The organism is Paenarthrobacter sp. NPDC092416, from assembly GCF_044755025.1.
GTDB lineage: Bacteria > Actinomycetota > Actinomycetes > Actinomycetales > Micrococcaceae > Arthrobacter.
The window spans coordinates 127240-150610 of sequence record NZ_JBIVQG010000009.1 but is presented as its reverse complement, the minus strand read 5'-3'; the positions used below and the strand labels follow the sequence as shown (position 1 = coordinate 150610).

The window sequence follows — 23371 nt, the reverse complement described above, 5'->3', positions numbered from 1 at the left end:
CACGGACTCGGGGCGCACCACTGATTCAAACGTCGCTGCCCCAGTGACGGGTACCGCCGTCGTGCGTTAAACGGCAGGCGCCCCGCCCCATGTTGGGGCGGGGCGCGCAAATTAGCGGCCGAGCAACTCGCTTAGGCGAAGTCGGAAACCGCTGGGTCCGGTCCGATGCGACCTTCGGCGCCGCGGTCCAAGCCGTTGATGGCCTCGACGTCGGCAGCGTCCAGCGTGACGTTCAGCGCCGCGAAGTTCTCCTGGATGCGCGACTCGGTCACGGACTTGGGGATCACCACGTTGCCGATCGCGAGGTGCCACGCGATGACTACCTGTGCCGGGGTGGCGTTGTGCTTGGCAGCAATCCCGGCAACCGTGGCGTTTTCCAGCAGCTCGCCACCCTGGCCCAGCGGGGACCAAGCCTGCGTCAGGATGCCCTTGGACGCGTTGAACCCGCGAAGGTCGGCCTGGTTGAAGAACGGGTGCAGTTCAACCTGGTTGATGGCCGGAACAACACCGGTCTCATCGATGATGCGCTGCAGGCCTTCCTTGGTGAAGTTGGAAACACCGATGGACTTGACCCGGCCACGCTTCTTCAGCTCAATGAGGGCCTTCCAGGTGTCCACGAACTTGTCCTGCTTGGGCTGCTGCCAGTGAATGAGGTACAGGTCCAGGGTCTCCAGACCGAGGTGGCCCAAGGACTTCTCGAACGCTTCGATGGTGGATTCGTAGCCCTGGTCCGCGTTCCACAACTTGGTGGTGATGAAGATTTCCTCGGCGGAAAGGCCGGAGGAGGCGATTGCGCGGCCGACGCCGGACTCGTTCCCGTAGATCTTGGCAGTATCGATGTGGCGGAAGCCGGCCTCAAAAGCCTGGCGCACCACCTTTTCGGCTACATCGTCTTCAACTTGCCACACCCCGTAGCCGAGCTGGGGAATGGTGTTGCCGTCGTTGAAAGTAAGTGTTGGTGACGAAGTCATGTCTGCCATCCTGCCAGCACGAACTCGACGGAAGCACCAAATGTTACAGAGATCCGCTATCCGCTTAACTTGTTGCGATAAGGGAATAGAAGCGTACGCGTGTAATTGCGCACGCTGGCTTTCTTGATGATGCTGGCCAGCCCTCCATGTACCAGCCTCCTCAGGTCCCTGCCCCTCAGGTACCTGCCCAGATCCTGTGCAACCCGCTCAGGCGGCGAGCAGCCGTTCGGCGTCGGCGACCTGCTCGAAAACCGATTCCGCCCGGCGCCGCACAGACAGCGCACCAACCGGCACCGGCCCCACGGCCAGCCGCAGCATGGCAGCGGCCTCCGCCGTGGTGGCAAGGGAATTACCGGCCTTGGACAAGGCACGGTGCACGCCAGCCAGCGAACCCGGGACATCCAGTCCGTCACTGGGTGACCGCTTTTGCGCCTCCACGCAGATGACCCGGACACGCGGCGACAACTCCGCAAGTTCGTTGGCTATCTCCACGAGTTCGTTGTACAGCTGCTCGTCGTCCACGCCTTCAAGGACCTGGTGGTAGCGGTCGAGTCCCCGATGAAAGCGATCGTGCGCGCGCCGCCACAGCCCTTTGCCGAGCTCAATATCGTCTTTCCGCCCTTGCCGGACGGCCCCAAAGAAACCCACGGCGGTTCTCAGAGGTACTGTCCCGGACCGTGGTCAGGATCTTCGGGGCGGGCCTGCGGAGCTGCGCCTGGCGCAGCCGCCCTTTGCGGCTGGCCGTTTTCACCGATGACAATGCCCGGCGCGATCACGGTTCCTGGCGGGAGCTGACGGAGTTGCATCTGAGCGGAGGCGTGCTCCCTTGCAGCCTGCTGCGCCGCGATGGCTGCCTGGATGCCGTGGAACAAGCCCTCAAGCCAGCCGACAAGCTGGGCCTGGGCGATCCTCAGCTCAGCGTCCGAAGGAGCTTTGTCCTCCGGAAAAGGCAAACTGATCCGCTCGAGTTCTTCGATCAGCTCCGGCGCGAGGCCGTCCTCAAGTTCCTTGATGGAGCGCTCATGGATCTCAGCCAGCCGTCCCCGGGCCGCGTCGTCGAGGGGTGCCGCCTTGACCTCTTCAAGCAGCTGGCGAATCATGGTCCCGATCCGCATCACCTTGGCTGGTTCGTCCACAAGCTCTTGAAGATTCGCACCCTTGGGCTTGGCTTCCTTCGCGGCGCGCTCTTTGCTTGCCTGCTGTTCATCGGGCGTGGAAGCGCCCTCGTCCAGAGTGGTTCCTTCCACGGGGGTGTCGTCCGAAGCCGCGTCCGTGGCCTGAAGGTCATTCAGATCGCTCATGCGTTCATACTCTCATGGGGTTCACCTCCCACCGGGGCCCGGACCGGATTTTGGACTTCGTTCGTAGCGAAACTACGTCCTCAGCAGCACCTGCCCTGGGGGTTGGTGTCCTGCCGGTCCATCCGGTCCCGCCAAAACTCGCGTTCAGTCAAGGCGGGACCGGCATGCCCGGTAGCGTCGAAATGCTCAAGATACTTCTGGTAAGCGTCCGCGCCCATGACTGCGCGGAGGTATGTGGCGACCGCCCGCAGATTGGCCACGACACCCTGGAATCCCTTGGCAACGACCTTCACTAGTGGTGGCCGGCCCTGTCCAGGCGCTTGGCCGGCGGCAATGCCTTCCACTCCGCAATCAGTTCCTTTTCCGCTGCGGTGGCGAGCAGCCCTGCAGGGGCGAAAACCTTGGAGGGAACGGCCGGATCTTCGTTGTTGCGTCCCCCACCGTCACGGAACGCCTTGACGGTCGCCACCACAGCCGTGGCAATGACAATGATGCTCAGCGTCACGAAGATGACTGACAGCACGCCTTGGATCATGGTGTTGCGAACAACAGCTTCCATGGCTTCCACGGTCTTGGCGCTACCAAACGACGTCTTTCCGTCCGCCAAGGCCTTGGCAAAGGCCTGGTTGTTGGCGAAGTAGCCGACCGCAGGCACTGGAGAGAAGATCTTGTGGAAGCTCGCGGTGATGGTGACGACAGTGGCGAAAGCCAAGGGAATGGCCACAATCCACAAATACCGGAACGCTCCGCGTTTGGCCGCGATAGCCATGCAGACGGCCAGCGCGATCGCGGCCAAGAGCTGGTTGGCAATACCGAACAAGGGGAACAGGGTGTTGATGCCACCGAGCGGATCGGTGACGCCCATGATCAGCACGGCGCCCCAGGCGCCGACCATGATGGCAGTGCACAGCCAAGCACCCGGACGCCAGGACGCCTCCTTGAACTTGGGCACGAAGTTGCCGATGGAATCCTGCAACATGAACCGGGCAACGCGGGTGCCGGCATCCACAGCGGTGAGGATGAAGAGTGCCTCAAACATGATGGCGAAGTGGTACCAGAACGCCATCATTCCGGGCCCGCCAATGAACTGCTGCATAATGTGCGCCAAGCCGACAGCCAGCGTGGGCGCTCCACCCGAACGTGAAATGATGCTTTCCTCGCCAACGTCCTTTGCTGTTTGGGCAAGGACGTCCGGGGTGATGTTGACGTTGGCAAGTCCCAGGCTGTTGACCCATTGCGCCGCCGATTCGACCGTCCCGCCCGTCAAGGCCAGTGGGGCGTTCATGGCGAAGTAGATGCCGCGGTCGATCGAGATCGCCGCAACAAGCGCCATGATGGCCACAAACGACTCCATCAGCATGCCGCCATAGCCAATGAAACGGGTTTGCCGTTCCTTCTCAATCAGTTTGGGCGTGGTCCCCGAAGAAATCAGTGCATGGAAGCCGGACAGGGCACCGCAAGCGATGGTCACGAACAGGAATGGGAACAACGCCCCGGAGAAGACAGGTCCGTTTTCCCGGCTGGCGAACTCGCTGAACGCGGGGACATTGATCTCGGGACGGACCACGATGATGGCGACGGCGAGCATCACAATCACGCCGATCTTCATGAACGTGGAAAGGTAGTCGCGAGGTGCCAGGAGCAGCCACACCGGCAGGATGGCGGCGATGAATCCGTAAACGATGATGCCCCATGCGATGGTCACTTTGTCCAGGTGGAAAAAGGCAGCGCCCCATTCGGTGCCGGCCACCGCGCCGCCGCCAATGATGGCCGCCATGAGCAGGACGAAGCCAATGATGGAGACTTCCATGACTTTGCCGGGGCGCAGGTAACGCAAGTACACGCCCATGAACAGGGCGATCGGGATGGTCATGCCTACGGAGAAGACACCCCACGGGCTTTCACCGAGGGCGTTGACCACCACGAGCGCCAGGATGGCCACGATGATGATCATGATCAGAAGCGTCGCAACCAAGGCTGCGGTGCCGCCAATAACACCGAGTTCCTCGCGGGCCATCTGTCCCAGCGAGCGGCCGCCACGGCGCATGGAGAAGAACATGACCAGGTAGTCCTGCACTGCTCCGGCGAGAACGACGCCGATGATGATCCAGATAGTGCCCGGGAGGTACCCCATCTGGGCCGCGATGATGGGGCCCACCAGTGGTCCTGCTCCGGCAATCGCCGCAAAGTGGTGGCCGAACAGAACGTTCCGGTCCGTGCGCACATAGTCCTTGCCGTCAGCCTTGTATTCGGCCGGCGTGGCCCGACGGTCATCGGGTTTGAGGAGGTAGCGCTCGATGACCTTCGAATAAAAGCGGTAGCCGATCAGGTACGTACAAACTGCCGCGAAAACAAACCAGATAGCGTTGACAGTTTCGCCGCGGACCAGCGCCAGCATGTACCAAGCCACGGCGCCCAGCAGTGAAATCGCCGCCCAGAGGCCGATCTTCGCAGGCGTCCACGTACGTTCCGCCGCGTCTCGGATGGTGTCGTCAACGGCGGGTGCGGGCAGGGTGGGATCCAGCCCTTCCGCGAGGTCATCGTGGTCGAGTTCCACTTGGTCAGGTGCTTTGCCCATGTCTCCTCCTTGAGAACTGCTGCGGTAGGACCGCGGGGTGCGCTGAACTTTCAGGGGGCACGCTAACAAGGAGGGAAGACACAGTAAGGCAGCACACACCAGGAGCTCGCGGTCCTGCGGTGAGCGGTGGTTCTCCTGCGGTGGGCGTACTAGCCGGGGCCGCCGTTGCCCTGCCCCAGCTGCACCATCCGGGCTTCGCACAGGTCCAGCCAGCGGACTTCGGCTTCCGCTTGGAAGATCAAGGAATCGAGCACCAAGAGCCACGCAGTGTCCGCCGATCGCTGGTTCGCCGATACCGCCTTCCGCGCTTGGGTGTGCTCCTGCAGGGCCCTGACAGAGACCTCACGTTGGGACTGGATGACGGCGGACACATCCACACCGGGCAGCGTGACGGCGAGCGCAAGTTTGATGGCTATCTCGTTCCGTGGCGGCGTGCCGCGGTCCACCGCCCCCGCAAACCAGGCCCCGACTTCCTCGATCCCGGCGTCAGTGATGCTGTAGACGACGTGCCCGCCGCCGTCGTCGCCGTCGTTGCTGACCAGACCGTCGCGTTCGAGCCGGTCCAGGGTGGTGTAAACCTGCCCGATGTTCAGCGGCCAGGCGGTCCCGGTACGGTCTTCGAACTCGACGCGCAGCTCATAGCCATACCGTGGCTGGTCATGGAGCAGGGCCAGCAGGCTGTGCCGGATGGACATGGCGCTCCTCGCATCGGTTGGACGGACTGACATGGGATTAGAGGAGCAAGAGAACCTTGCCTACGTGCTCTCCTGAATCGAAATACTCGTGGGCCGCCCGGACCTGCTCCAGCGGGAACGATTTTGCCACCAGAGGCTTGATCCGGCCGTCCGCGAGCATCGGCCACACGTGCTCGCGCACGGCGGACATGATGATTCCTTTTTCCGCCACCGGCCTGGGCCGGAGCGCAGTGCCGATGACGGCGGCGCGTTTGCTGAGCAGCTGTCCCAGGTTGATCTCTGCTTTGGTTCCGCCCTGCAGTCCGATGACGATGAGCCGTCCGTACTCAGCCAGCGCGTCAATGTTTTGCTGCAGGTATTTTGCGCCCACGACGTCGAGGATCACGTCCGCGCCTTTGCCGCCGTTTTGCGCTTTGAGGCTTTCAGGGAAGTCCTCTTCGGTGTAATTGATGGCGATATCCGCGCCAAGGAAGGCTTTGGCGGTGCCGACTTTCTCGTCCGTGCCTGCCGTGGTGGCCACCTTGGCGCCGTAGGCCTTGGCCAGCTGGATGGCCATGGTGCCGATGCCGCCGGTGGCGCCGTGAATCAGGACAGTCTCGCCCGGCTGCAGTTGGGCTGTCATGATGAGGTTCGAGTACACGGTGGCGGCAACCTCGGGCAATGCCGCGGCCGTCACCAAATCAACGCCCTCGGGCAAACGAAGCACCTGCTCGGCAGGCACCGCGACCTGCTGCGCGTAACCTCCACCGGCCAGCAGGGCCACCACTTTGTCGCCTATGGAGAACGCTTTGGTGACACCGGGACCGAATGCCGCGATGCGACCGGAAATCTCCAAACCTGGAATTTCGGAAGCTCCCGGGGGCGGCGGGTAGAAGCCGCGCCTCTGCTGGACATCCGCGCGGTTCAGGCCTGCAGCGACGACGTCGATCAGCACTTCGCCTTGGCCCGGCACGGGTGCAGGGACGTCGCGGACTTCGAGGACGTCGGGTCCGCCTGGTTCGGAAATATAGACGGCTTTCATGACGAACTCCCGGTTTCTTGCTGGTACTTCCAGGCCCGGGGCAGGGACTGGAGTACGTGATGTTTTGGAACAGCCAACTCCCTATGAAACACTACTAGGCAGGGAAGGTTGTCCGAGCGGCCTAAGGAGCTGGTCTTGAAAACCAGTGTGCGGTAACCCCGTACCAAGGGTTCAAATCCCTTACCTTCCGCCAGCAAGCTGCCCCGGATTCCATTTTAGGAATCCGGGGCAGCTTTTTTTGCACCCGGAAGCGTCCAGGCAGGTGCCGGCCCAGCCGCGATCTGAGAACTGACATCCAGAAGATCATTGAAACTGTCATAGCCCCCGCATAGTGTTCTGTCTGTCTCCACCACTACTGACAAACAGCCGTAGCTTTCGCCGCGGAACAACCACAGGAGCCCTACGCATGCCTAAGCCTGACATCATCCCCGGATCGCCCTGCTGGATCGACTTGATGACCTCCGATACCGAGAAGGCAAAAGCGTTCTACAACACCCTCTTTGGCTGGACGTACGAGACCGGGGACCAGGAAAAGTACGGCGGCTACATCACAGCCTCGAAGGACGGCCAGATGGTGGCCGGCATCATGCAGAAGCAGGAAGACATGGGCGCCATGCCGGATGTCTGGTCCACCTACCTCCGCACCGACGACATCAACGCAACCACGGAGGCTGCCAAGGCCCATGGCGGGCAGGTTTTCCTGGAGCCCATGGAAGTGCCCGAGCAGGGCAGCATGGCTATGTACGGGGACACTTCAGGGGCTTCGATCGGCGCATGGCAGTTCGGTGAGATGAAGGGCTACGAGGTCGCTGCAGAGGCCGGAGCGCCCGCCTGGCACGAGCTGCTCTCCAAGAACTACGAGTCTGCGGTGTCCTTCTACCAGGACGTCTTCGGATGGGAAACGTCCGTGGTGGGCGACACCCCGGAGTTCCGCTACACGACGCTCGGCGCCGGCGACGACGCCAAGGCGGGCATCATGGACGCATCCGGTTTCCTGCCGGAACAGGTTCCGTCGATGTGGAGCGTGTACTTCGCCGTGGCGGACGTGGACAGCACCATCGAGCAAGCTCTTGCCTTGGGGGCAACCACCGTCCAGCCCGCCGAGGACACTCCCTTCGGACGTCTGGCCACGCTGTCCGACCCCACCGGGGCTGTTTTCAAGCTGGTCCAGGATCTGGCTCTGACCGCCTAGACTTTTGTCACCCGGTTCCTGCCGGCTGCCCCCTACCCACGGGCAGCCGGCCGGTTCCGCTCATCGCCAGCCTCGGGGGATCGGCTGGCATGGGTCCTTGTCTGGTCCCTCATCGATTGACCGCAGCCCGGGTCCTGGGACTGGCTGCTGTCCTTCCGGGAACGAGGACCAGAATGCTTCACCTTTCCAAGGGCATCAAAACTTCAGCAGCTTTGTTGTGCCTGCTCTCCCTGACTTTGACAGGTTGCTCGCTCATCAGCAGCGGGGACGCAAGGCGCGACGAGTCCGGACGCCCCACAGAGACGTCCAAGGCTGACGCCTTCAAGGTAAAAGTGGGCGACTGCATCGCCAACCCGCCAAGCGGGGAGGTCATCGACGTCACCATCATTCCCTGCGACCAGAGCCACGATCTCGAAGCGTACGCGTCATCGAACATCGACGCTTCAACCTTCCCGGGCGATGCCTCCGTGGTCACGCAAGCCGAAGAATACTGCGGGGCCCAGTTCTCCACGTTCGTCGGCAAGGCGTACGAGGAATCCACGCTGGAAGTCACGTACTTCCACCCCACCAGCGATTCCTGGAAGACGGGCGACCGGGAGATCGTGTGCCTGATCGGCGGAGCGTCCGGATCAGCTGTCACCGGGACCCTGAAGGCCTCCGCCAAGTAGCACCACCAGCCGGCCACCACCGGTCCACGTCCCATTCATCACGTCATGTTCTGCTATGCCCGATCGCTAGTTTTACTATGCCCGATCGCTAGGTTTACCCGGAGTAAGTTCCGGTACATCGTCCGCTTCACAAGAGCGCGGGCGTCGTCCAAAGGGCCCTACAGGGCCCCCTAATGAAAGTTAGAGCGGATGCACCATAAACACTGGAAATTAGCAGCGGGAACGGTTTTGTCGGCGGGGTTGCTCGCAGCCCCGCTGACAGCCGTTCCGGCCATCGCGGCCGACGATCCTCCGGCCCCTGCGGGCACGTCGCCGGTTGTGATTAATGAGGCCTACCTGAGCGGTGGCAATAGCGGGGCCGCGTTCAAGAACAAGTTCGTGGAGCTTTACAACAGCTCGGACGACGCCGTCAGCCTGGCCGGTTGGTCACTCCAATACAGGTCGGGCGCCGGGACGGGGGCGCCCACCGGCATCACGTCCCTGACCGGCTCCATTCCGGCCAAGGGCTATTTCCTGATCCAGGGGGCAACCAACAGCGGCACGTCCACGGCTCCGGATCTCCCGGCGGCCGATGTCCAGGCGTCCGGCACGCTCAACCCCAGCGGCACATCCGGGACTTTGGTTTTGGCCAAGCAAACCACTGCCGTGTCTCCTCTGGCCGTGGGGTCTGTGACCGGCAACCCGGTCATCGCCGACCTCCTCGGCTACGGCACGTCCAACACGTTCGAAACCACGGCCGCGGCCGCACCCGCCAGCAACACGGACGTCAAGAGCCTGAACCGGAGCAACGGCGCAGACACGGACTCCAACGGTGCGGATTTCAAGCTCAGCGCCACCATCACGCCCACGGCCACCGGAGGCGGTACAACTCCTCCTGATCCTGGACCCGGCGTCAAAGCGATAGCCGAAATCCAAGGAACCGGCGCAGCGAGCCCCTTCGTTGGCAGCACAGTGACCACCAGCGGCAAGATCACAGCGGTCTATGCCACGGGCGGTTTCAACGGCTACTACGTCCAGACCCCCGGTAGCGGTGGCGAGGCGGCAAGGTCGGCGTCGGACGCTTTGTTCGTTTACTCGCCCACGACGGCGGGAACGGTCCAGCCGGGTGACCACGTGGAGCTCACCGGTGTTGTGAGCGAGTTCGCCAATCAGACCCAGCTCACCGTCGAGGCCGCCGGACTTAAGAAGCTGAGCGAAGCAGCCTCCGAGGTCAAGGCAACGCCCTTCACGATGCCGGCCAATGAGTCCGCCCGGGAGAGTCTCGAGGGCATGCTGTTGACGCCGGAGGGCGACTTCACCGTCACTGATAACTACTCCCTGAACCAGTACGGTGAAATCGGCCTGGCCGCCGGAACGTCGCCGCTGGTGCAGCCGACGGCTGTGGCCGCCTACGGTTCGGCGGAATACGCCGGCGTGGTGGCAGACAACGCGCTACGCGGCATCAAGCTTGACGACGGCGCTTCTACCAACTTCCTCAAGGACGCGGCTACCAAGGCACAGCAACTGCCTTATCTGACAACGTCCGATCCTGTTCGTGTGGGCTCTCCGGTCCGGTTCCGGACGAACGTCATCCTCGGATACGGCAACAACTCCTGGAAGTTCCAGCCCCTCGCACCACTCACTCCGGCAAATGCGCACGAAGTCCAGCCGGCAAGCTTCACCGCAACCCGGCCTGAAGGTCCGGCTGACGTTGGCGGGAGCCTCAAACTGGCCTCTTTCAACGTGCTGAACTACTTCCCCACCACCGGTGACCAACTTGCCGGCTGCACGTTCCATACGGACCGTGAGGGCAACCCGATCACCGTCAAAGATGGTTGTAATGCCCGTGGCGCGGCCAACGCGGCGAACTTCGAGCGCCAGCAGGCCAAGATCGTCGCTGCCATCATGAAGGCCGGTGCCGACGTCGTTTCCCTTGAAGAGATCGAAAACTCGGCACAATTCGGCAAGAACCGCGACGACGCCCTGTCCAAGCTGGTGGAAGCCCTCAACGTCAAAACACCCGGCGTGTGGGACTACGTACGGACACCGGCCAACGCTCCCCCGCTGAGCGACGAAGACATGATCCGCACCGCGTTCATCTTCAAGAAGGCTGTGGCAGAACCCGTGGGCGAATCCATCATCCACAACGACACCGTCGCTTTCGCGAGCGCACGCAAGCCGCTGGCGCAGGTCTTCAAACCTGTGGGCGGGGACGCTGACAAGAAGTTCATCGCGATTGTGAACCACTTCAAGTCCAAGGGCTCCGCGGCCACTCCGGACGATACCGACAAGGGCCAGGGCGCCTCAAACATCGCCCGCACCAAGCAGGCAGAATCGCTGCTGGCCTTTAGCAACGACCTCCAGGCCACCAAGGGCACCGACAAGGTGTTTCTCATTGGCGACTTCAACGCCTATGCCAAGGAGGACCCCATCAACGTCCTCACCGGCGCGGGTTACACGGACCTGGAAGCCGGGACGGGCAAGCACTCCTATCTCTTCGGCGGAATGGTGGGCTCTTTGGACCACATTTTGGCGTCCCCGGCGGCCCATAAGGCAGTCACTGGAACGGACATCTGGAACATCAACTCGGTAGAGTCAGTGGCCCTGGAGTACAGCAGGTATAACAACAATGTGACCAACTACTATGCCGGTGACGAGTTCCGGGCCAGCGATCACGATCCCGTGGTTGTGGGCTTGAACCTGAATCCTGATGCGCCGGCCACCGTTGACCTGCAGTTCCTGGGCATCAACGACTTCCACGGTCGAATCGACACCAACACCGTGCTCTTTGCCGGCACCGTGGAGAAGCTCCGCGCGGCGGCCGCTCCCGGTGCAACCGCCTTTATCTCTGCCGGCGACAACATCGGTGCCTCACTCTTCGCTTCCTCGGTGGCGAAGGACCAGCCCACTATCGACGTCTTGAACGCGCTGGAGCTGCGGGCTTCTGCCGTGGGCAACCATGAGTTCGACGGCGGCTGGCAGGATCTGCGGGACCGTGTCATTGCCGGAGGTGCCAACGCGAAGTTCGCCTACCTGGGCGCCAACGTTTACCAGAAGGGCACCACCACGCCGGTCCTGCCGGAGTACAAGGTTCTGGAGATGAACGGTGTACGGGTGGCTGTCATCGGCACCGTGACGCAGGAAGTGCCGTCGCTGGTGACTCCCGCCGGCATCACGGACCTTGAGTTCGGTGATCCAGTGGAAGCCATCAACCGGGTCGCCGCAAAGATCAAGGCAGAAGACCTGGCCGATCTGATCATCGTGGAAAACCACGACGGCGCTGCTTCCGGTACGCCTGAAGGCGCCACCTTGGAGCAGGAAGTCGCGGCCGGTGGCCCGTTCGCCAAGCTCGTGCGGGAAACCACTCCCGACGTGGCCGCGATTTTTACGGGTCATACGCACAAGGAATACGCTTGGGACGCACCGGTGCTGGACACAAACGGCCAGCCCACTGGAAAGACCCGGCCGATCGTGCAGACGGGCAACTACGGTGAAAACGTGGGAAGCGTGACGCTCACGGTTGATACCGCGTCCATGACCGTAAACGCCTACAAGGCCGCCATTGTGGACCGGACCACGGACACGTCGGAGAGCCTTGTGGCAGCGTATCCGCGGGTGGCTGCCGTCAAGACGATCGTGGACAAAGCCCTCGCGGATGCTGCCGTGATTGGCAACCAGCCGGTGGGTGCGGTGACCGCCGATATCACCACGGCCTTCACGCCTGACCCGACCGGCGGTGCCCCGAAGCGTGACGACCGCGCGAACGAATCCACGCTCGGCAACCTCGTTGCGGATTCGCTGGTTGACACGCTCAAGGTGCCTGAACTCGGCGCGGCGGAGATCGGCGTCGTGAACCCCGGCGGACTCCGCAACGAGCTGTACTACGCTCCGGACGGGACCATCACCTATGCCGAAGCGAATGCGGTCCTGCCGTTCGTGAACAACCTGTGGACCACTTCCCTGACAGGAGCCCAGTTCAAGACGCTTCTTGAGCAGCAGTGGCAGACCAACCCTGATGGAACGGTGCCCAGCCGCCCTTACCAGCAGCTGGGCCTTTCCAAGAACGTCAACTACACCTACGACGCCGCCCGTCCGGCGGGCGATCGCGTCACGGGAATCTGGGTGAACGGCGCTGTCATTGATCCTGGCGTGCAGTACAGGATCGGTACTTTCAGCTTCCTAGCCACCGGTGGTGACAACTTCCGGGTCTTCAAGGAAGGCAGCAACACGAAGGACACTGGCCTGGTGGATCGTGATGCGTGGATCAAGTACCTGCAGGAACACAAGCCGGTGTCCCCTGACTTCGCACGCCGCTCTGTTGCCGTGGTGAACTCCACAGCTGCCGAGGTGAAGGCCGGCGAGTCCATGGCACTGGCCATATCCAAGCTCAACCTGACCTCCATCGGCAGCCCGGCCAACGCCTCGCTCAACGCCGTGTTCATTGACAGCAAGGGTACCGCCGTGGCGCTTGGTTCCGTTCCGGCCACCGCAGGTGCGGCCACCGTGGACCTTAAGGTTCCCGCCTCGGCAGCTGGAGGCACCGGCACTTTGGTGTTGACCGCCGTCGAGTCCGGAACCGTGGTGAAGGCACTGGTGAACGTTGCCAGCAGCGGTCCGAACCCGCCGCAGTGCATTCCCCCGGTCAAGCCAGCCAAGTGGTACGACATTGTGGGCTGGCTCCGGTACGCGTTTGAGTGGTTGGAGTACCAGAAGTGCCTCAGGGGCTAAACGCTTCTTAGCACCAACAAGGGCAGGGCCCGTCACCAATGTTCGTGGTGACGGGCCCTGCCTTGTTAGTGCTCCTACTTCTGTGCCGGTTCCGGCTCCTGTGCGCGCTTGGAGTCCTTCTCCAGCTCCGCCTGGAACACCGCGTAGCGGGCCAAGTGTGCCGGGCGGCGGCGCAGCACGAACCATGCGACGCCGAGGATCAGGAACCACACCGGCGTGGCCAGAAGCGCGGCGAGTGTGTCCGGCTGGGTAGTCAGCGTCCAGAGAACGAAGGCGAAGAACGCGAACACCACCCACACCATGGCGACGCCACCGGGCATTTTGAACGCCGAGGCGTCGTGAAGGTGCGGACGACGCTTCCGGAAAGCGATGTAGCTGGCCAAAATGATGGACCACACGAAGACAAAGCAGACCGCGGACACGGTAGTGACCATGTCGAACGCCTTGCCGATGTCCTGGCCGGCATACATGAGGACGACGCCGGACAACAGCAGTACGCAGGAAAGGAACAGGGCGTTACGGGGTACTTTGCGTCCGGACAGCGCCCCGAACGCGGCGGGAGCGTCACCTTCCTGGGCCAGGCCGTAGACCATGCGGGACGTGGAGTAGATGCCCGAGTTGGCCGAGGACATGGCCGAGGTCAGGACCACCAGGTTGACGATGGTGGCCGCCGCGCCGAGTCCGGCCAGGGAGAACATGGCGATGAAGGGGCTGTGTCCGGCTGCGAACTGGGTCCAGGGGGTGACGGACATCAGGATGATGAGGGCGCCCACGTAGAAAAGCAGCACGCGGATCGGAATGGAGTTGATGGCCTTGGGCAGGTTCTTTTCCGGGTCCTTGGCCTCAGCGGCGGTGGTTCCCACAAGCTCAATGCCCACGAACGCGAAGACGGCGATCTGGAAGCCCGCCACGAAGCCCATGAACTCGTTCGGGAAGAATCCGCCGTGGCTCCAGAGGTTGGTGAAGCTGGCCGGTCCGGCGTCGGACTGGAAGCCGCTGAAGATCATGAAGAGGCCCACGATGATGAGAGCCGCGATGGCGATGATCTTGATAAGCGCGAACCAGAACTCGGTCTCGCCGAAGGCCTTCACCGTGGCAAGGTTCAGGAGCAGGAGAATGCCGATGGTGATCAACCCGGGCACCCATAGCGGGAGGGCCGGCCAGAGTTCCTGGGAGTACCCGGCGATCGCAATGACGTCCGCGATGCCCGTAATGACCCAGCAGAACCAGTAGGTCCAGCCAGTGAAGAAGCCGGCCCATGGGCCGAGCAGGTCGGCGGCGAAGTCGCTGAAGGACTTGTAATTCAGGTTGCTCAGGAGCAGTTCGCCCATGGCCCGCATGACGAAAAACAACATGAAGCCGATGATCATGTAGACGAAAATCACGGATGGGCCCGCGGCGGAAATGGTCTTGCCCGAGCCCATGAAGAGGCCCGTTCCAATCGCCCCACCGATCGCGATCAGCTGGATGTGGCGGTTGCTGAGCTGACGCTCTAGATGTGGTGAATCGGGAACTGAGGAAGGTGGGCGCTGAATCGTCATGAGGAACTCCATCGTTCAGGCGGCACAGGGTGCCACAATGATTCGGGTTCCTCCCCGCTCTGTCGTGGACCTGAGAGTTTCCGCAGGCATGGGCCTGCTTGCACCTTCGGTGAGCCAGGACCAAGGCCTGACTGCTTTCCAGAGTTGCCTCGCCGCGGCGGTACATGGGCCTGAGAGATTCCTGGGGAGGGTTTGCTCCTACGGCGCCTGACTGGATGTACCGGCAGGACTCTCCCGCCGCAGATCAAAAGCGTGCACACCTAAAACGGTGATGCAGCTCACACAGTAACGAACCACGGCGCGCACCGCAACCGCTGGCCTGTTGCAACCGGCTACTGGTCGAGGATGCTGCGGGCTATTTCGTCGGCATCCCGGAGAGTCCTTTGTCCACTGGGATAGGCCGGTCCTGTTGCGGGTGTGGCTTCGGCTGCGATGGCCGTACCCCACTGCGAGGCAGACAACTGCAGCCCCAAAACGTAGATCCCCTGCGTCACCGATCCGTTGGCACCTACAGGTCTGTAAGGATGAGGTTCCACGTCCAAGCCACTGGTCTGAACCGGGGTTCCTTCTGCGCTCATCATGATTTTGGTGCGCACCAGGCCATCGGCCATGAGCTGTTTCAGCAAGGGGGAAATATTGGCGCCCACCTTGTTGGCCGGCGACATCGCCTCGATCAGCGTCCGGGCTTGTGCCGGCGCGTCATGGACCCATGGCGAGACCGCATGGAAAACGCCGGCAGTACGGTCCACACTGAATTTTGGGTCCGGTCCAACGAAACTCACGACGCCGGCACGCGCCAATGCGGCCAGCTGCTCCGAGCGCAGGGCCGGTGGCCCGCTGGCGAGACCCTCAACGAACGACTCGAACCAGCCGCGCAACCCGGCCAGCCATGACTCGTCCGTAATTCCGCCGTCAGCCACCGCGGATTTGAGGACTGCCCTGCCCGCATGGAGGGCCCCGATAGCCATTTTCACGGGATCCGCTTCGCCCAAGGCCGAGCGCCGGGCGTCATCGTCCAAGTACGCGATGAGCGCCGCATCAAGATCCCGGCGTGAAGCGAAGGTGCGTCCGGATAGTGGTGCAGCAAGTCCCAAGAGATCCAGGCGTCGCGAGGCAACCACGTGTTTGCCCACGAGTCCTGAGACGTGTGACTCCCAGTTTCCTGTGGCGTGCGCGTGCGGCTGCAATGCATCGATAAGTGCTGCCAGGAATTCGGCGACGTCCCGGATAGCCGCCGGCTGTGAGGCCGCCAATGTTGAGTAATAGGCCCACAAAACATCGCGGTGCAACAACGGCCAGAGGTCATGGTCGAAACCCGGCTGAATCCCAGCGGCCCGGAACCGGTCCAGGGCGGCTTTCGTCAGGAAGCGCAGGGTGACGCTCGACGGGTAGTAGCCTGCCAAGCCCGCCTTGGCCCGGTACGGTGTCCCGCGCCTGGACGCAGCGATGATCAGCGGTTCGCGTCCGGAGGGCCGATACTCGAGTACGCCGTTACCGCCCCCGGCCGACTCCACAAACTTGCCCCCGCGGCCCTCGGTGAGCTGGCCCATCACATCGAAGAAATTCAAGCCCATCCCCCGGACCAGGACCGGCTCATTGTCCGGCACGCGTTGCCAATCGACGTCGGCCGGCGCGGCGGGCGGCAAATACAGCAGACCTTGCTCGTTGGCGGCCCGCTGGAAGGCCCGCTGCTCCGGATTCAGTCGCGACTCAATGTGACCTAACGCAAGGACCACGGAACTGACGGTGAGGTGGGCGCCGTCGGCAAGTTCGACGTCGAACGCCTGCGGTGAGGAGGCAGCGGCGACCGGACGCACGGCAACGGCGGACGTTTCGTGGAACGTGACCTCGACGCCGTCGGGAAGCCGCTGCAGCAACCCCTCCAGGGTTTGGCGCAAATACCGCCCGTACAGCGCGCGGCTGGGGAAGTTGTGCGACTCAAGCCCGTCCAGCTCCGTCCTTTCGGCGTCGTTGAGTCCTTGACCATCACGACGCCGGGCGGCCCGCCATTCGTCGAAGGAACCACCCGCCAGCGGTGGGGCCAGCATCGGGTCCTCGGGGATGAGCGTCGGATAGAAGGCCTGCGTATTCATCAGGTAAAGGCGGGACTGCTCCGGCTGCCAAACATGTCCGGACGCGGCGGGATAAGGATCCACGACGTCGATGTGCAGCTTCGGTGCGGACGCGGCGGAAGTGTTGTGGTTGCGTTGGGCCTGAGCCCAGTTCGCCATCAACCGCTCAAGCACGCTGGTGCCGCGAGGGCCAGCACCGATCAGCGCCACACGGTTGATTTGCGATTTAGCCACGCTCAAGCCTAACTTCCTGTGACTTGCTTACCGTCGAACAGTGTTGCTTGGATGGGGCGATGACCACCACAGAAGCTGATCAGACGCCACTTCCTGAGAATGACACTGCACAAGAGACCAAGTCCGGGCCCCGCCACGCCGCGGACGTCGCGCCCGAACCCACGGATGAGAACGTGTGGCTGGAAGATATCCACGGTGAAGAACAGCTCGCATGGGTCCGCGAGCAGAACGCCCGGACCGAGGAGCTCCTGGAGGATGCCGGGTACGCCGCGGTGGAAGCCGGGATCCTCGAAGTCCTCGACTCCACGGACCGAATCGCCATGGTCAACAAGCGGGGCGACTTCTACTACAACTTCTGGAAGGACCAGGAACACCCCAAGGGCCTATGGCGCCGCACGACGTGGGAGAGCTACCTCGCCGAAGACCCCAAGTGGGACGTCTTGCTGGATATCGATGCCTTGGCAGCTTCCGAGGGCGTCGAGTGGGTCTTCCACGGAGCGGGATTCCTGCGTCCTGCCGACGGCGGCGAGTACCGTCTCGCCATGGTCTCCCTCTCGCCCGATGGGGGCGACGCCAACCGGCACCGCGAGTTCGACGTCGAAACCCGCACGTTTGTTGACCCAGCTTCCGGCGGCTTCGACGTGCCCACCGCCAAGGGCCACGTCAGCTGGTTGGACACGGACACCCTGCTCGTTTCCAGCACGGCTGAAGGCCTGCCTGCCACCTCGTCGTCCTACGCCCGGACCGGCGTGAAGCTCCGCCGAGGCCAGTCGCTCGCCGAAGCCGAGCGACTCTTCGAGATTCCTGAAGACCACATGCTGGCCATGGTGGTCCACGATGACACCCCCGGTTTTGAGCGGACGTTCGCCGTGGACTACATCGACTTCTACAACCGGAGCACCTGGCTGCTGCGGGACGATTCGTGGGTAGCCATCGATGTCCCCACCGACGTGAACATCAGCGCCCACCGGGACTGGCTGCTCTTCCGTCCGCAGAAGGACTGGGACGTTGCGGGTGTTTCGTACCCGGCCGGGTCTTTGCTCGCTGCCGATTTCGAGGGCTATCTGGCTGGCTCGCGTTCCCTGGTGGCCTTGTTCATGCCGGACGAACGGACCTCCCTCCAGTCCTGGAGCTGGACCAAGGACTACCTCCTGCTGAACCTGCTGCGCGACGTTTCCTCCGAGATCCGTGTGCTGGACCCCGCCGCAGTCAACTCCGCCGGGGCCTGGGCTTCTACCGTCTTGGACGCTTGCCCTCCTCTGCACGACGTGAACGCCTACGCCGTGGACGACGAGGACGAGGACCCTGACGGCGCAGGAAACGACTACTGGTTGGTCGCCACTGGTTTCACCACGCCCACCACGCTGACCCGCGGGACTTTGACGCCGGGCGAGGCTGTCTACTCGCTGGATACCGGGCGCACAGGCGGCGTTTCCAGCCAGCACGCCGTGGTGAAGCAGTCGCCGTCGTTCTTCAACGACGCCGACTACGAGGTCCAGCAACACTTCGCAGTCTCCGCGGACGGGACCCGGGTCCCCTACTTCCAGGTCGCGTCGAAGGATCTGGTGCTCGACGGCCAGAATCCCACGCAGCTTTCCGGCTACGGTGGATTCGAGGTCTCACGCACCCCGGCCTACAGCGGCACCATCGGACGGGCCTGGCTGGAGCGGCGCACCCAGAGTGACCCTTCCGATCCGGCCAGGGGTCACTCCCGCGGCGGCGTCTACGTTGTTGCCAACATCCGCGGCGGCGGCGAGTACGGTCCTTCCTGGCACCGTGCGGCCTTGCAGGAAAAACGTCACAGGGCCTACGAGGACTTCGCTGCTGTGGCCCGTGACCTGATCTCCCGTGGTGTCACCAGCCGGCAGCGGCTCGGCTGTGTGGGCGGTTCCAACGGCGGGTTGTTGGTGGGCAACATGCTGACGCAGTACCCCGAGCTGTTCGGCGCGGTGTCCTGTGGCGTACCCCTGCTGGACATGCGCCGCTACTCCAAACTGTCGGCGGGCTACTCCTGGGTCGCCGAATACGGCGACCCGGAGGTGCCCGAGCAATGGGAGTTCATCAGGACGTTCTCGCCCTACCACCTGCTGCGCGACGGCGTGGAATACCCTGAGACGTTCATTTGGACGGCCACCTCCGATGACCGTGTTGGCCCGGTCCAGGCCCGAAAGATGGCAGCCCGCATGCAGGCCATGGGCATCCCCAACGTCTGGTTCCACGAGGCCCTTGAGGGCGGACACGCCGGAGCCTCGGACAACCGCCAGGCCGCTGCGCTCCAGGCCCGAAGCAACCACTTCCTCTGGCGTTCGCTGGCCGGGAGCCACTAACGAACTTCGGGTTCCGATTCCATGGTTCCCTGCGTGACGGGCCGTTCCAACGGTCTTGTGCGCAGGGAACCACAGAAACGGGCGGCTCGTTTTGCGCTGGACCCCTGATTCTGCGTATCCTTGGTGGGCTAGCAATAGCAATTGGAGACGTGCCAGAGCGGCCGAATGGGCTTCACTGCTAATGAAGTGTGGGGCACAACTCCACCGGGGGTTCAAATCCCCCCGTCTCCGCGAATTGGTCCCGGTTTTCGAACCGGGACCTTTTGCGTTAACCCTTACTTCGCGCCCCGTTTGGCTCCGCCGCTGACTTCGGCCCCAGCATGACGGTGAAGGGTCAGGCTGTCCACGGTACTGATCAGCATAAGCAAGGCCATGGCGATAAACGCACCCTTGTACGCCGAGACCTGATCCGTTCCGAACACATCCGCCGTCTCGAACAACCGCAGGAACAGGGCTCCTACCGCGATACCTGCTGCTGCCGCCAATTGGACCAGGGTTGCCGAGATCGCGTTGGCCGAAGGCAACTGCCCCGGGACGATGTCCGCGTATTGCACCGACGCATATGCGGAGAACCCAATGGAACGGAAGGCTCCGCTGAACAGCAACAGGGCAAAGATCAACGGTTCGGGAGTTTGGGCATCCAGGAAAGCGCACAAAGCGAACGTCACCGCTGACGCAAATGATGCGAAGACCAGCACCGGCTTGAAACCAAAACGCCTGATGATGGGCGTGGTGGCGGGCTTGATACCGATGTTGCCGACGAAAACAGCGGCCACCATGATGCCGGCCTTCAGCGGATCCCAGCCAAAGCCATCTTGGAACATCAGGGGCAGCAGGAACGGGACCGAACTGATGGTGAGCCGGTAGATGAACCCGCCCGTGGATGTCGCCCGGAAAGTCCGCGTCCCGAAAACGTTGAGGTTGAACAACGGGAACCTCGCTTTCGCCATCCACCACACGGCACCGGCAAGCGACAAGGCTCCCGCGCCGACCACGACGGCGGCAACGAACCCCGGCGCGTGGCCGCCCAGGGTCTCCAAACCGATCACGAGTGCGCCCACGCCCAGGGTGGTCAGGAGCAGGCCGAACCAGTCGAGGCGGCGCCTGCCGTCAAGCCTGGTTCTTGGCACCAGCCTCAGCGCCGCAATGAAAGCCGCGATTCCGAGCGGAACGTTGATGAGGAAGATCCAATGCCAGGACAGGAAAGTCGTGAGCGCGCCGCCGACGAGCGGCGCAAGAACGGGAGCGAGCAAGCCAGGCCACACCAGATACGCCGTTGCCCTCAGCAGCTCGGATTTTGGCGTCCCCCTCAGCACCACCAGTGTGCCCACCGGAACCATCATGGCGCCGCCCGCGCCTTGCGCCACCCGGCTCAAAGTGAGCATGGTCAGGTCCGTGCTGAGAGCGCACAACAGCGACGCAACCGTGAAGATGGCGATGGCGAGGCAGAAGACCCTGCGCGCGCCGAGCCTCTCGGCAAGCCAGCTGCTGAGCGGAATGCCCATGGCGACGGTCACCAAGTACGCCGTCATCGTGATGTTGACGTCCGCAGGTGCGATCCGGAAGTCGGACGCAATGCTCGGAATCGCGGTGGTCAGGACAGTTCCGTCGAGGAATTCCATGAAGAACGTCGCTGCCACCAGCAAAGCCAACCGAGGCTGCCACTTTTCCTCAGGAGCGGTGGCGACGTCGGTGTTGCTGGGTTTCGTGGTCATGGCTCCGGTCCAAGGTGTGGCTGGTTGGCCCGCGGCGGGAAGCAGGCGTGTTGGCTCGATCCTATAGACCGCGAGTGAGAGCGATCACAACATGACGATTCTTCGCGATGATTTCGCCTGCCCCAGAGCCTTAGCCGGCTTGCGCAAGGGCCAGGGGAAGCACAGCACCGGTGCCGGCCAGCCGAAGCGCCCTGCCCGCCACCGTCATGGTCCAGCGACTGTCCACGAGGTCGTCAACCAGAAGAACGCTCTGACCTCCGACGCCCTCCAAGGCGTGCGCCAGCTCCGGTCCGACCACCAATCGATCCCAGACGCCGGCCAGCCTGTAGGCGCTGTTGCCTCCACGGGCCCCTGTTGGACCGCCGTGCTGGGGTTGCAGTTGACCGAGGTATGGCATCCGCCCAATCCCCGCAATACCCTGAGCCAGCGATTCGACCAGTTGGGGTTTGCTCCTGGATGGAACGCTGATCACCGCGGCAGGTCGTCCTGCCCCGCTCCACGGCGTGGTCCCTTCCGCGCCCGACCATTCACGCAGCACCTGAACACAGGCCTGCAACATGGCGGGATCCACCGCACGGTCAGGAGACCCCGCGGCAAAAAGTTCGCGGAGGGCGCCACCCCAGCCCAGGTCCGTGAGTCGAGCCAGCACGCGGCCCTCGGAAAGGCTCTGGTCCGGCTTGATCTTGCCTTTGACCCCAACGCCGAGCCGGTCCATGCCGCTGGGCCACTGAAGCCGCGGTTCCACCGCGATGCCTGCCCGTCGCAACGTCTGACCGGCAGCGTTTGCGGCCTCGGCAGCTACATCGGCCGGGAACCAACGGCCAGCACAGTTATCGCAGCGTCCACAAGCTGCGGCAGTCTCGTCGTCCAGCACTGAGGTGATGTACTCCATGCGGCAGCCGGCAGTGTCCTGATAGATGACCATGGAATCCTGTTCATCCACCCTGGCCTCAGCGATGCGGGCGTAGCGCTCGGCGTCGTACAGCCAGGGTCGTCCTGTGGAACGCCAGCCTCCGCCGACGCGTTCCACTGCCCCGTCCACGGCCAGGACCTTCAGGAGTAGTTCCAGCGGCGTCCGGCGAAGGTCCACACGGGCTTCGAGTGCCACCGTGGACAGCGCTGCTCCGGCATCACCGAGGACGTTGAGAACGGCGTCGGCTTTCTCGGCCGAAGGCATGGAAGCTGTGGCGAAGTACTGCCAGATCTCGCGGTCTTCAGAACCCGGGAGCAGGAGCACGTCTGCGTTGGCTGCGCCTCGCCCGGCGCGCCCTACCTGTTGGTAGTAGGCAACGGGCGACGATGGCGCACCCAGGTGAATCACGAATCCGAGGTCCGGTTTGTCGAAGCCCATCCCTAAAGCGGAGGTGGCTACGAGGGCCTTTACTTGGTTGTCTTTGAGGAGCTGCTCAGCCCGCTCACGATCAGCTGGGTCCGTCCGGCCCGTGTAGGCCAGGACGTTGTGGCCCGCCTCGGACAGGAGCCTTGCCGTGTCCTCAGCGGCAGAAACGGTCAAGGTGTAGATGATGCCGCTGCCGGGCATGTCAGCCAGGTGCGTTAGGAGCCAGCCAAGTCGGTCACGGGAATCAGCGAGCGTCAGAACACCCAGACGCAGGGATTCACGGCCCAGTGCACCACGGATGGTCAGCACACCTGCGCCAAGCTGCTCCTCGATGTCGTGCACGACGCGGGAGTTGGCGGTGGCCGTGGTGGCGAGCACTGGAACGCTCGGCGGCAATTGGGCGATGAGGTCGGCGATGCGGCGGTAGTCCGGCCTGAAGTCATGTCCCCAGTCGGAAATGCAATGGGCCTCATCAATCACCAGGAGCCCGGTTCGCCTGATGAGCTCGGGGAGCTGGTTTTCCCGGAACGACGGATTAGTCAGGCGCTCCGGGGAAACCAGAAGGACATCGACCTCGTCGGCGGCCAGTTGAGCCAGCACGTTGTCCCATTCAAGTGCGTTGGCCGAGTTGATCGCCACGGCTCGAACACCGGCCCTCGCGGCGGCCTCCACTTGGTCCCGCATCAGCGCGAGAAGGGGGGACACAATAAGCGTTGGTCCAGCGCCACGGCGGCGCAGCAGCAACGACGAGACAAAGTAGACAGCTGACTTTCCCCAACCAGTCCTCTGGACCACCAACGAACGGCGTCCGGCATCCACCAGTGCCTCGATCGCCTCGAACTGGCCATCGTGGAATTCGGCCGCTGGGTGGCCTACAAGCTCACGCAGGCACGCCAAAGCCTGCTGGTAGGTAGGTGTTTGCACTGACACGGCTGCGTTTGGAGAGTTGTTGGCCATGGCTATCAGTATTCCAGCCGCCCCTGACAGCCTGAACCCGGTGACTGCGCTAT

General features: G+C 63.1%; 15 protein-coding genes, 2 tRNA genes and 1 riboswitch. Of the genes, 6 read left to right on the top strand and 11 right to left on the bottom strand.

Going from position 1 to position 23371, the window contains the following annotated elements; genetic code table 11:
- Positions 1 to 131 precede the first annotated feature (131 nt).
- From ACIQC5_RS17025 to ACIQC5_RS16995, 7 genes are all read right to left on the bottom strand, one after another.
- On the bottom strand, positions 132 to 971 hold the full coding sequence (locus tag ACIQC5_RS17025; RefSeq protein WP_400284860.1) for an aldo/keto reductase: 840 nt from the start codon (positions 969 to 971) through the stop codon (positions 132 to 134).
- A gap of 207 nt (positions 972 to 1178) precedes the next feature.
- Complete coding sequence (locus tag ACIQC5_RS17020; RefSeq protein WP_400284857.1) at positions 1179 to 1619, bottom strand: hypothetical protein; 441 nt, start codon at positions 1617 to 1619, stop codon at positions 1179 to 1181.
- An 8-nt stretch (positions 1620 to 1627) separates the two neighbouring features.
- A complete protein-coding gene (locus ACIQC5_RS17015) occupies positions 1628 to 2272 on the bottom strand; it encodes a bacterial proteasome activator family protein (protein WP_400284854.1) in 645 nt (214 codons plus the stop codon).
- Between the two features lie 80 nt (positions 2273 to 2352).
- Positions 2353 to 2532: a YbdD/YjiX family protein gene (locus tag ACIQC5_RS17010; RefSeq protein WP_400284981.1), complete on the bottom strand. Its 180-nt coding sequence runs from the start codon at positions 2530 to 2532 to the stop codon at positions 2353 to 2355.
- Positions 2533 to 2564: 32 nt separating this feature from the next.
- Entirely contained in the window at positions 2565 to 4850 is a 2286-nt protein-coding gene (locus ACIQC5_RS17005; RefSeq protein ID WP_400284851.1) for a carbon starvation CstA family protein, read from the bottom strand.
- Positions 4851 to 4999: 149 nt separating this feature from the next.
- A complete protein-coding gene (locus ACIQC5_RS17000; protein WP_400284848.1) occupies positions 5000 to 5545 on the bottom strand; it encodes a PadR family transcriptional regulator in 546 nt (181 codons plus the stop codon).
- Positions 5546 to 5582: 37 nt separating this feature from the next.
- Entirely contained in the window at positions 5583 to 6566 is a 984-nt protein-coding gene (locus ACIQC5_RS16995) for an NAD(P)H-quinone oxidoreductase (RefSeq protein WP_400284846.1), read from the bottom strand.
- A 102-nt stretch (positions 6567 to 6668) separates the two neighbouring features.
- Between ACIQC5_RS16995 and ACIQC5_RS16990 the strand changes: the two genes are divergently transcribed.
- The 4 genes from ACIQC5_RS16990 (at position 6669) to ACIQC5_RS16975 (ending at position 13133) form a co-directional block, all read left to right on the top strand.
- Positions 6669 to 6759: transfer RNA gene (locus ACIQC5_RS16990), tRNA-Ser, on the top strand.
- 213 nt (positions 6760 to 6972) lie between these two features.
- Complete coding sequence (locus tag ACIQC5_RS16985; protein WP_400284843.1) at positions 6973 to 7758, top strand: VOC family protein; 786 nt, start codon at positions 6973 to 6975, stop codon at positions 7756 to 7758.
- 173 nt (positions 7759 to 7931) lie between these two features.
- The gene (locus tag ACIQC5_RS16980; RefSeq protein ID WP_400284841.1) at positions 7932 to 8426 is read left to right on the top strand and encodes a septum formation family protein; all 495 of its coding nucleotides are present in this window, start codon (positions 7932 to 7934) and stop codon (positions 8424 to 8426) included.
- Between the two features lie 189 nt (positions 8427 to 8615).
- Positions 8616 to 13133, top strand: a complete 4518-nt coding sequence (locus ACIQC5_RS16975; RefSeq protein WP_400284838.1) for an ExeM/NucH family extracellular endonuclease — start codon at positions 8616 to 8618, stop codon at positions 13131 to 13133.
- Positions 13134 to 13207: 74 nt separating this feature from the next.
- On the opposite strand, the gene cycA is transcribed toward ACIQC5_RS16975, so the two are convergent.
- Positions 13208 to 14674, bottom strand: a complete 1467-nt coding sequence (gene cycA, locus ACIQC5_RS16970) for a D-serine/D-alanine/glycine transporter (RefSeq protein ID WP_400284836.1) — start codon at positions 14672 to 14674, stop codon at positions 13208 to 13210.
- A 148-nt stretch (positions 14675 to 14822) separates the two neighbouring features.
- A riboswitch (glycine riboswitch) is annotated at positions 14823 to 14921 on the bottom strand.
- 85 nt (positions 14922 to 15006) lie between these two features.
- Positions 15007 to 16980, bottom strand: a complete 1974-nt coding sequence (locus tag ACIQC5_RS16965; RefSeq protein ID WP_400284833.1) for an FAD/NAD(P)-binding protein — start codon at positions 16978 to 16980, stop codon at positions 15007 to 15009.
- Positions 16981 to 17039: 59 nt separating this feature from the next.
- Between ACIQC5_RS16965 and ACIQC5_RS16960 the strand changes: the two genes are divergently transcribed.
- Positions 17040 to 19307 carry a prolyl oligopeptidase family protein gene (locus ACIQC5_RS16960; protein ID WP_400284830.1) on the top strand — a complete coding sequence of 756 codons (2268 nt, stop codon included), beginning with the start codon at positions 17040 to 17042 and terminating at the stop codon, positions 19305 to 19307.
- A 143-nt stretch (positions 19308 to 19450) separates the two neighbouring features.
- Positions 19451 to 19538: transfer RNA gene (locus tag ACIQC5_RS16955), tRNA-Ser, on the top strand.
- A gap of 44 nt (positions 19539 to 19582) precedes the next feature.
- On the opposite strand, the gene ACIQC5_RS16950 is transcribed toward ACIQC5_RS16955, so the two are convergent.
- On the bottom strand, positions 19583 to 21022 hold the full coding sequence (locus ACIQC5_RS16950; RefSeq protein WP_400284827.1) for an MFS transporter: 1440 nt from the start codon (positions 21020 to 21022) through the stop codon (positions 19583 to 19585).
- 130 nt (positions 21023 to 21152) lie between these two features.
- The gene (locus ACIQC5_RS16945) at positions 21153 to 23318 is read right to left on the bottom strand and encodes a RecQ family ATP-dependent DNA helicase (RefSeq protein WP_400284824.1); all 2166 of its coding nucleotides are present in this window, start codon (positions 23316 to 23318) and stop codon (positions 21153 to 21155) included.
- Positions 23319 to 23371: the final 53 nt, after the last annotated feature.

What these genes read in the sequence shown, in the direction of transcription:
- ACIQC5_RS17025 (WP_400284860.1), bottom strand. Translation starts at nt 971, where the DNA reads ATGACTTCGTCACCAACACTTACTTTCAACGACGGCAACACCATTCCC.
- ACIQC5_RS17015 (WP_400284854.1), bottom strand. Translation starts at nt 2,272, where the DNA reads ATGAGCGATCTGAATGACCTTCAGGCCACGGACGCGGCTTCGGACGAC.
- ACIQC5_RS17005 (WP_400284851.1), bottom strand. Translation starts at nt 4,850, where the DNA reads ATGGGCAAAGCACCTGACCAAGTGGAACTCGACCACGATGACCTCGCG.
- ACIQC5_RS17000 (WP_400284848.1), bottom strand. Translation starts at nt 5,545, where the DNA reads ATGTCCATCCGGCACAGCCTGCTGGCCCTGCTCCATGACCAGCCACGG.
- ACIQC5_RS16995 (WP_400284846.1), bottom strand. Translation starts at nt 6,566, where the DNA reads ATGAAAGCCGTCTATATTTCCGAACCAGGCGGACCCGACGTCCTCGAA.
- ACIQC5_RS16985 (WP_400284843.1), top strand. Translation starts at nt 6,973, where the DNA reads ATGCCTAAGCCTGACATCATCCCCGGATCGCCCTGCTGGATCGACTTG.
- ACIQC5_RS16980 (WP_400284841.1), top strand. Translation starts at nt 7,932, where the DNA reads ATGCTTCACCTTTCCAAGGGCATCAAAACTTCAGCAGCTTTGTTGTGC.
- ACIQC5_RS16975 (WP_400284838.1), top strand. Translation starts at nt 8,616, where the DNA reads ATGCACCATAAACACTGGAAATTAGCAGCGGGAACGGTTTTGTCGGCG.
- cycA (WP_400284836.1), bottom strand. Translation starts at nt 14,674, where the DNA reads ATGACGATTCAGCGCCCACCTTCCTCAGTTCCCGATTCACCACATCTA.
- ACIQC5_RS16960 (WP_400284830.1), top strand. Translation starts at nt 17,040, where the DNA reads ATGACCACCACAGAAGCTGATCAGACGCCACTTCCTGAGAATGACACT.
- ACIQC5_RS16950 (WP_400284827.1), bottom strand. Translation starts at nt 21,022, where the DNA reads ATGACCACGAAACCCAGCAACACCGACGTCGCCACCGCTCCTGAGGAA.
- ACIQC5_RS16945 (WP_400284824.1), bottom strand. Translation starts at nt 23,318, where the DNA reads ATGGCCAACAACTCTCCAAACGCAGCCGTGTCAGTGCAAACACCTACC.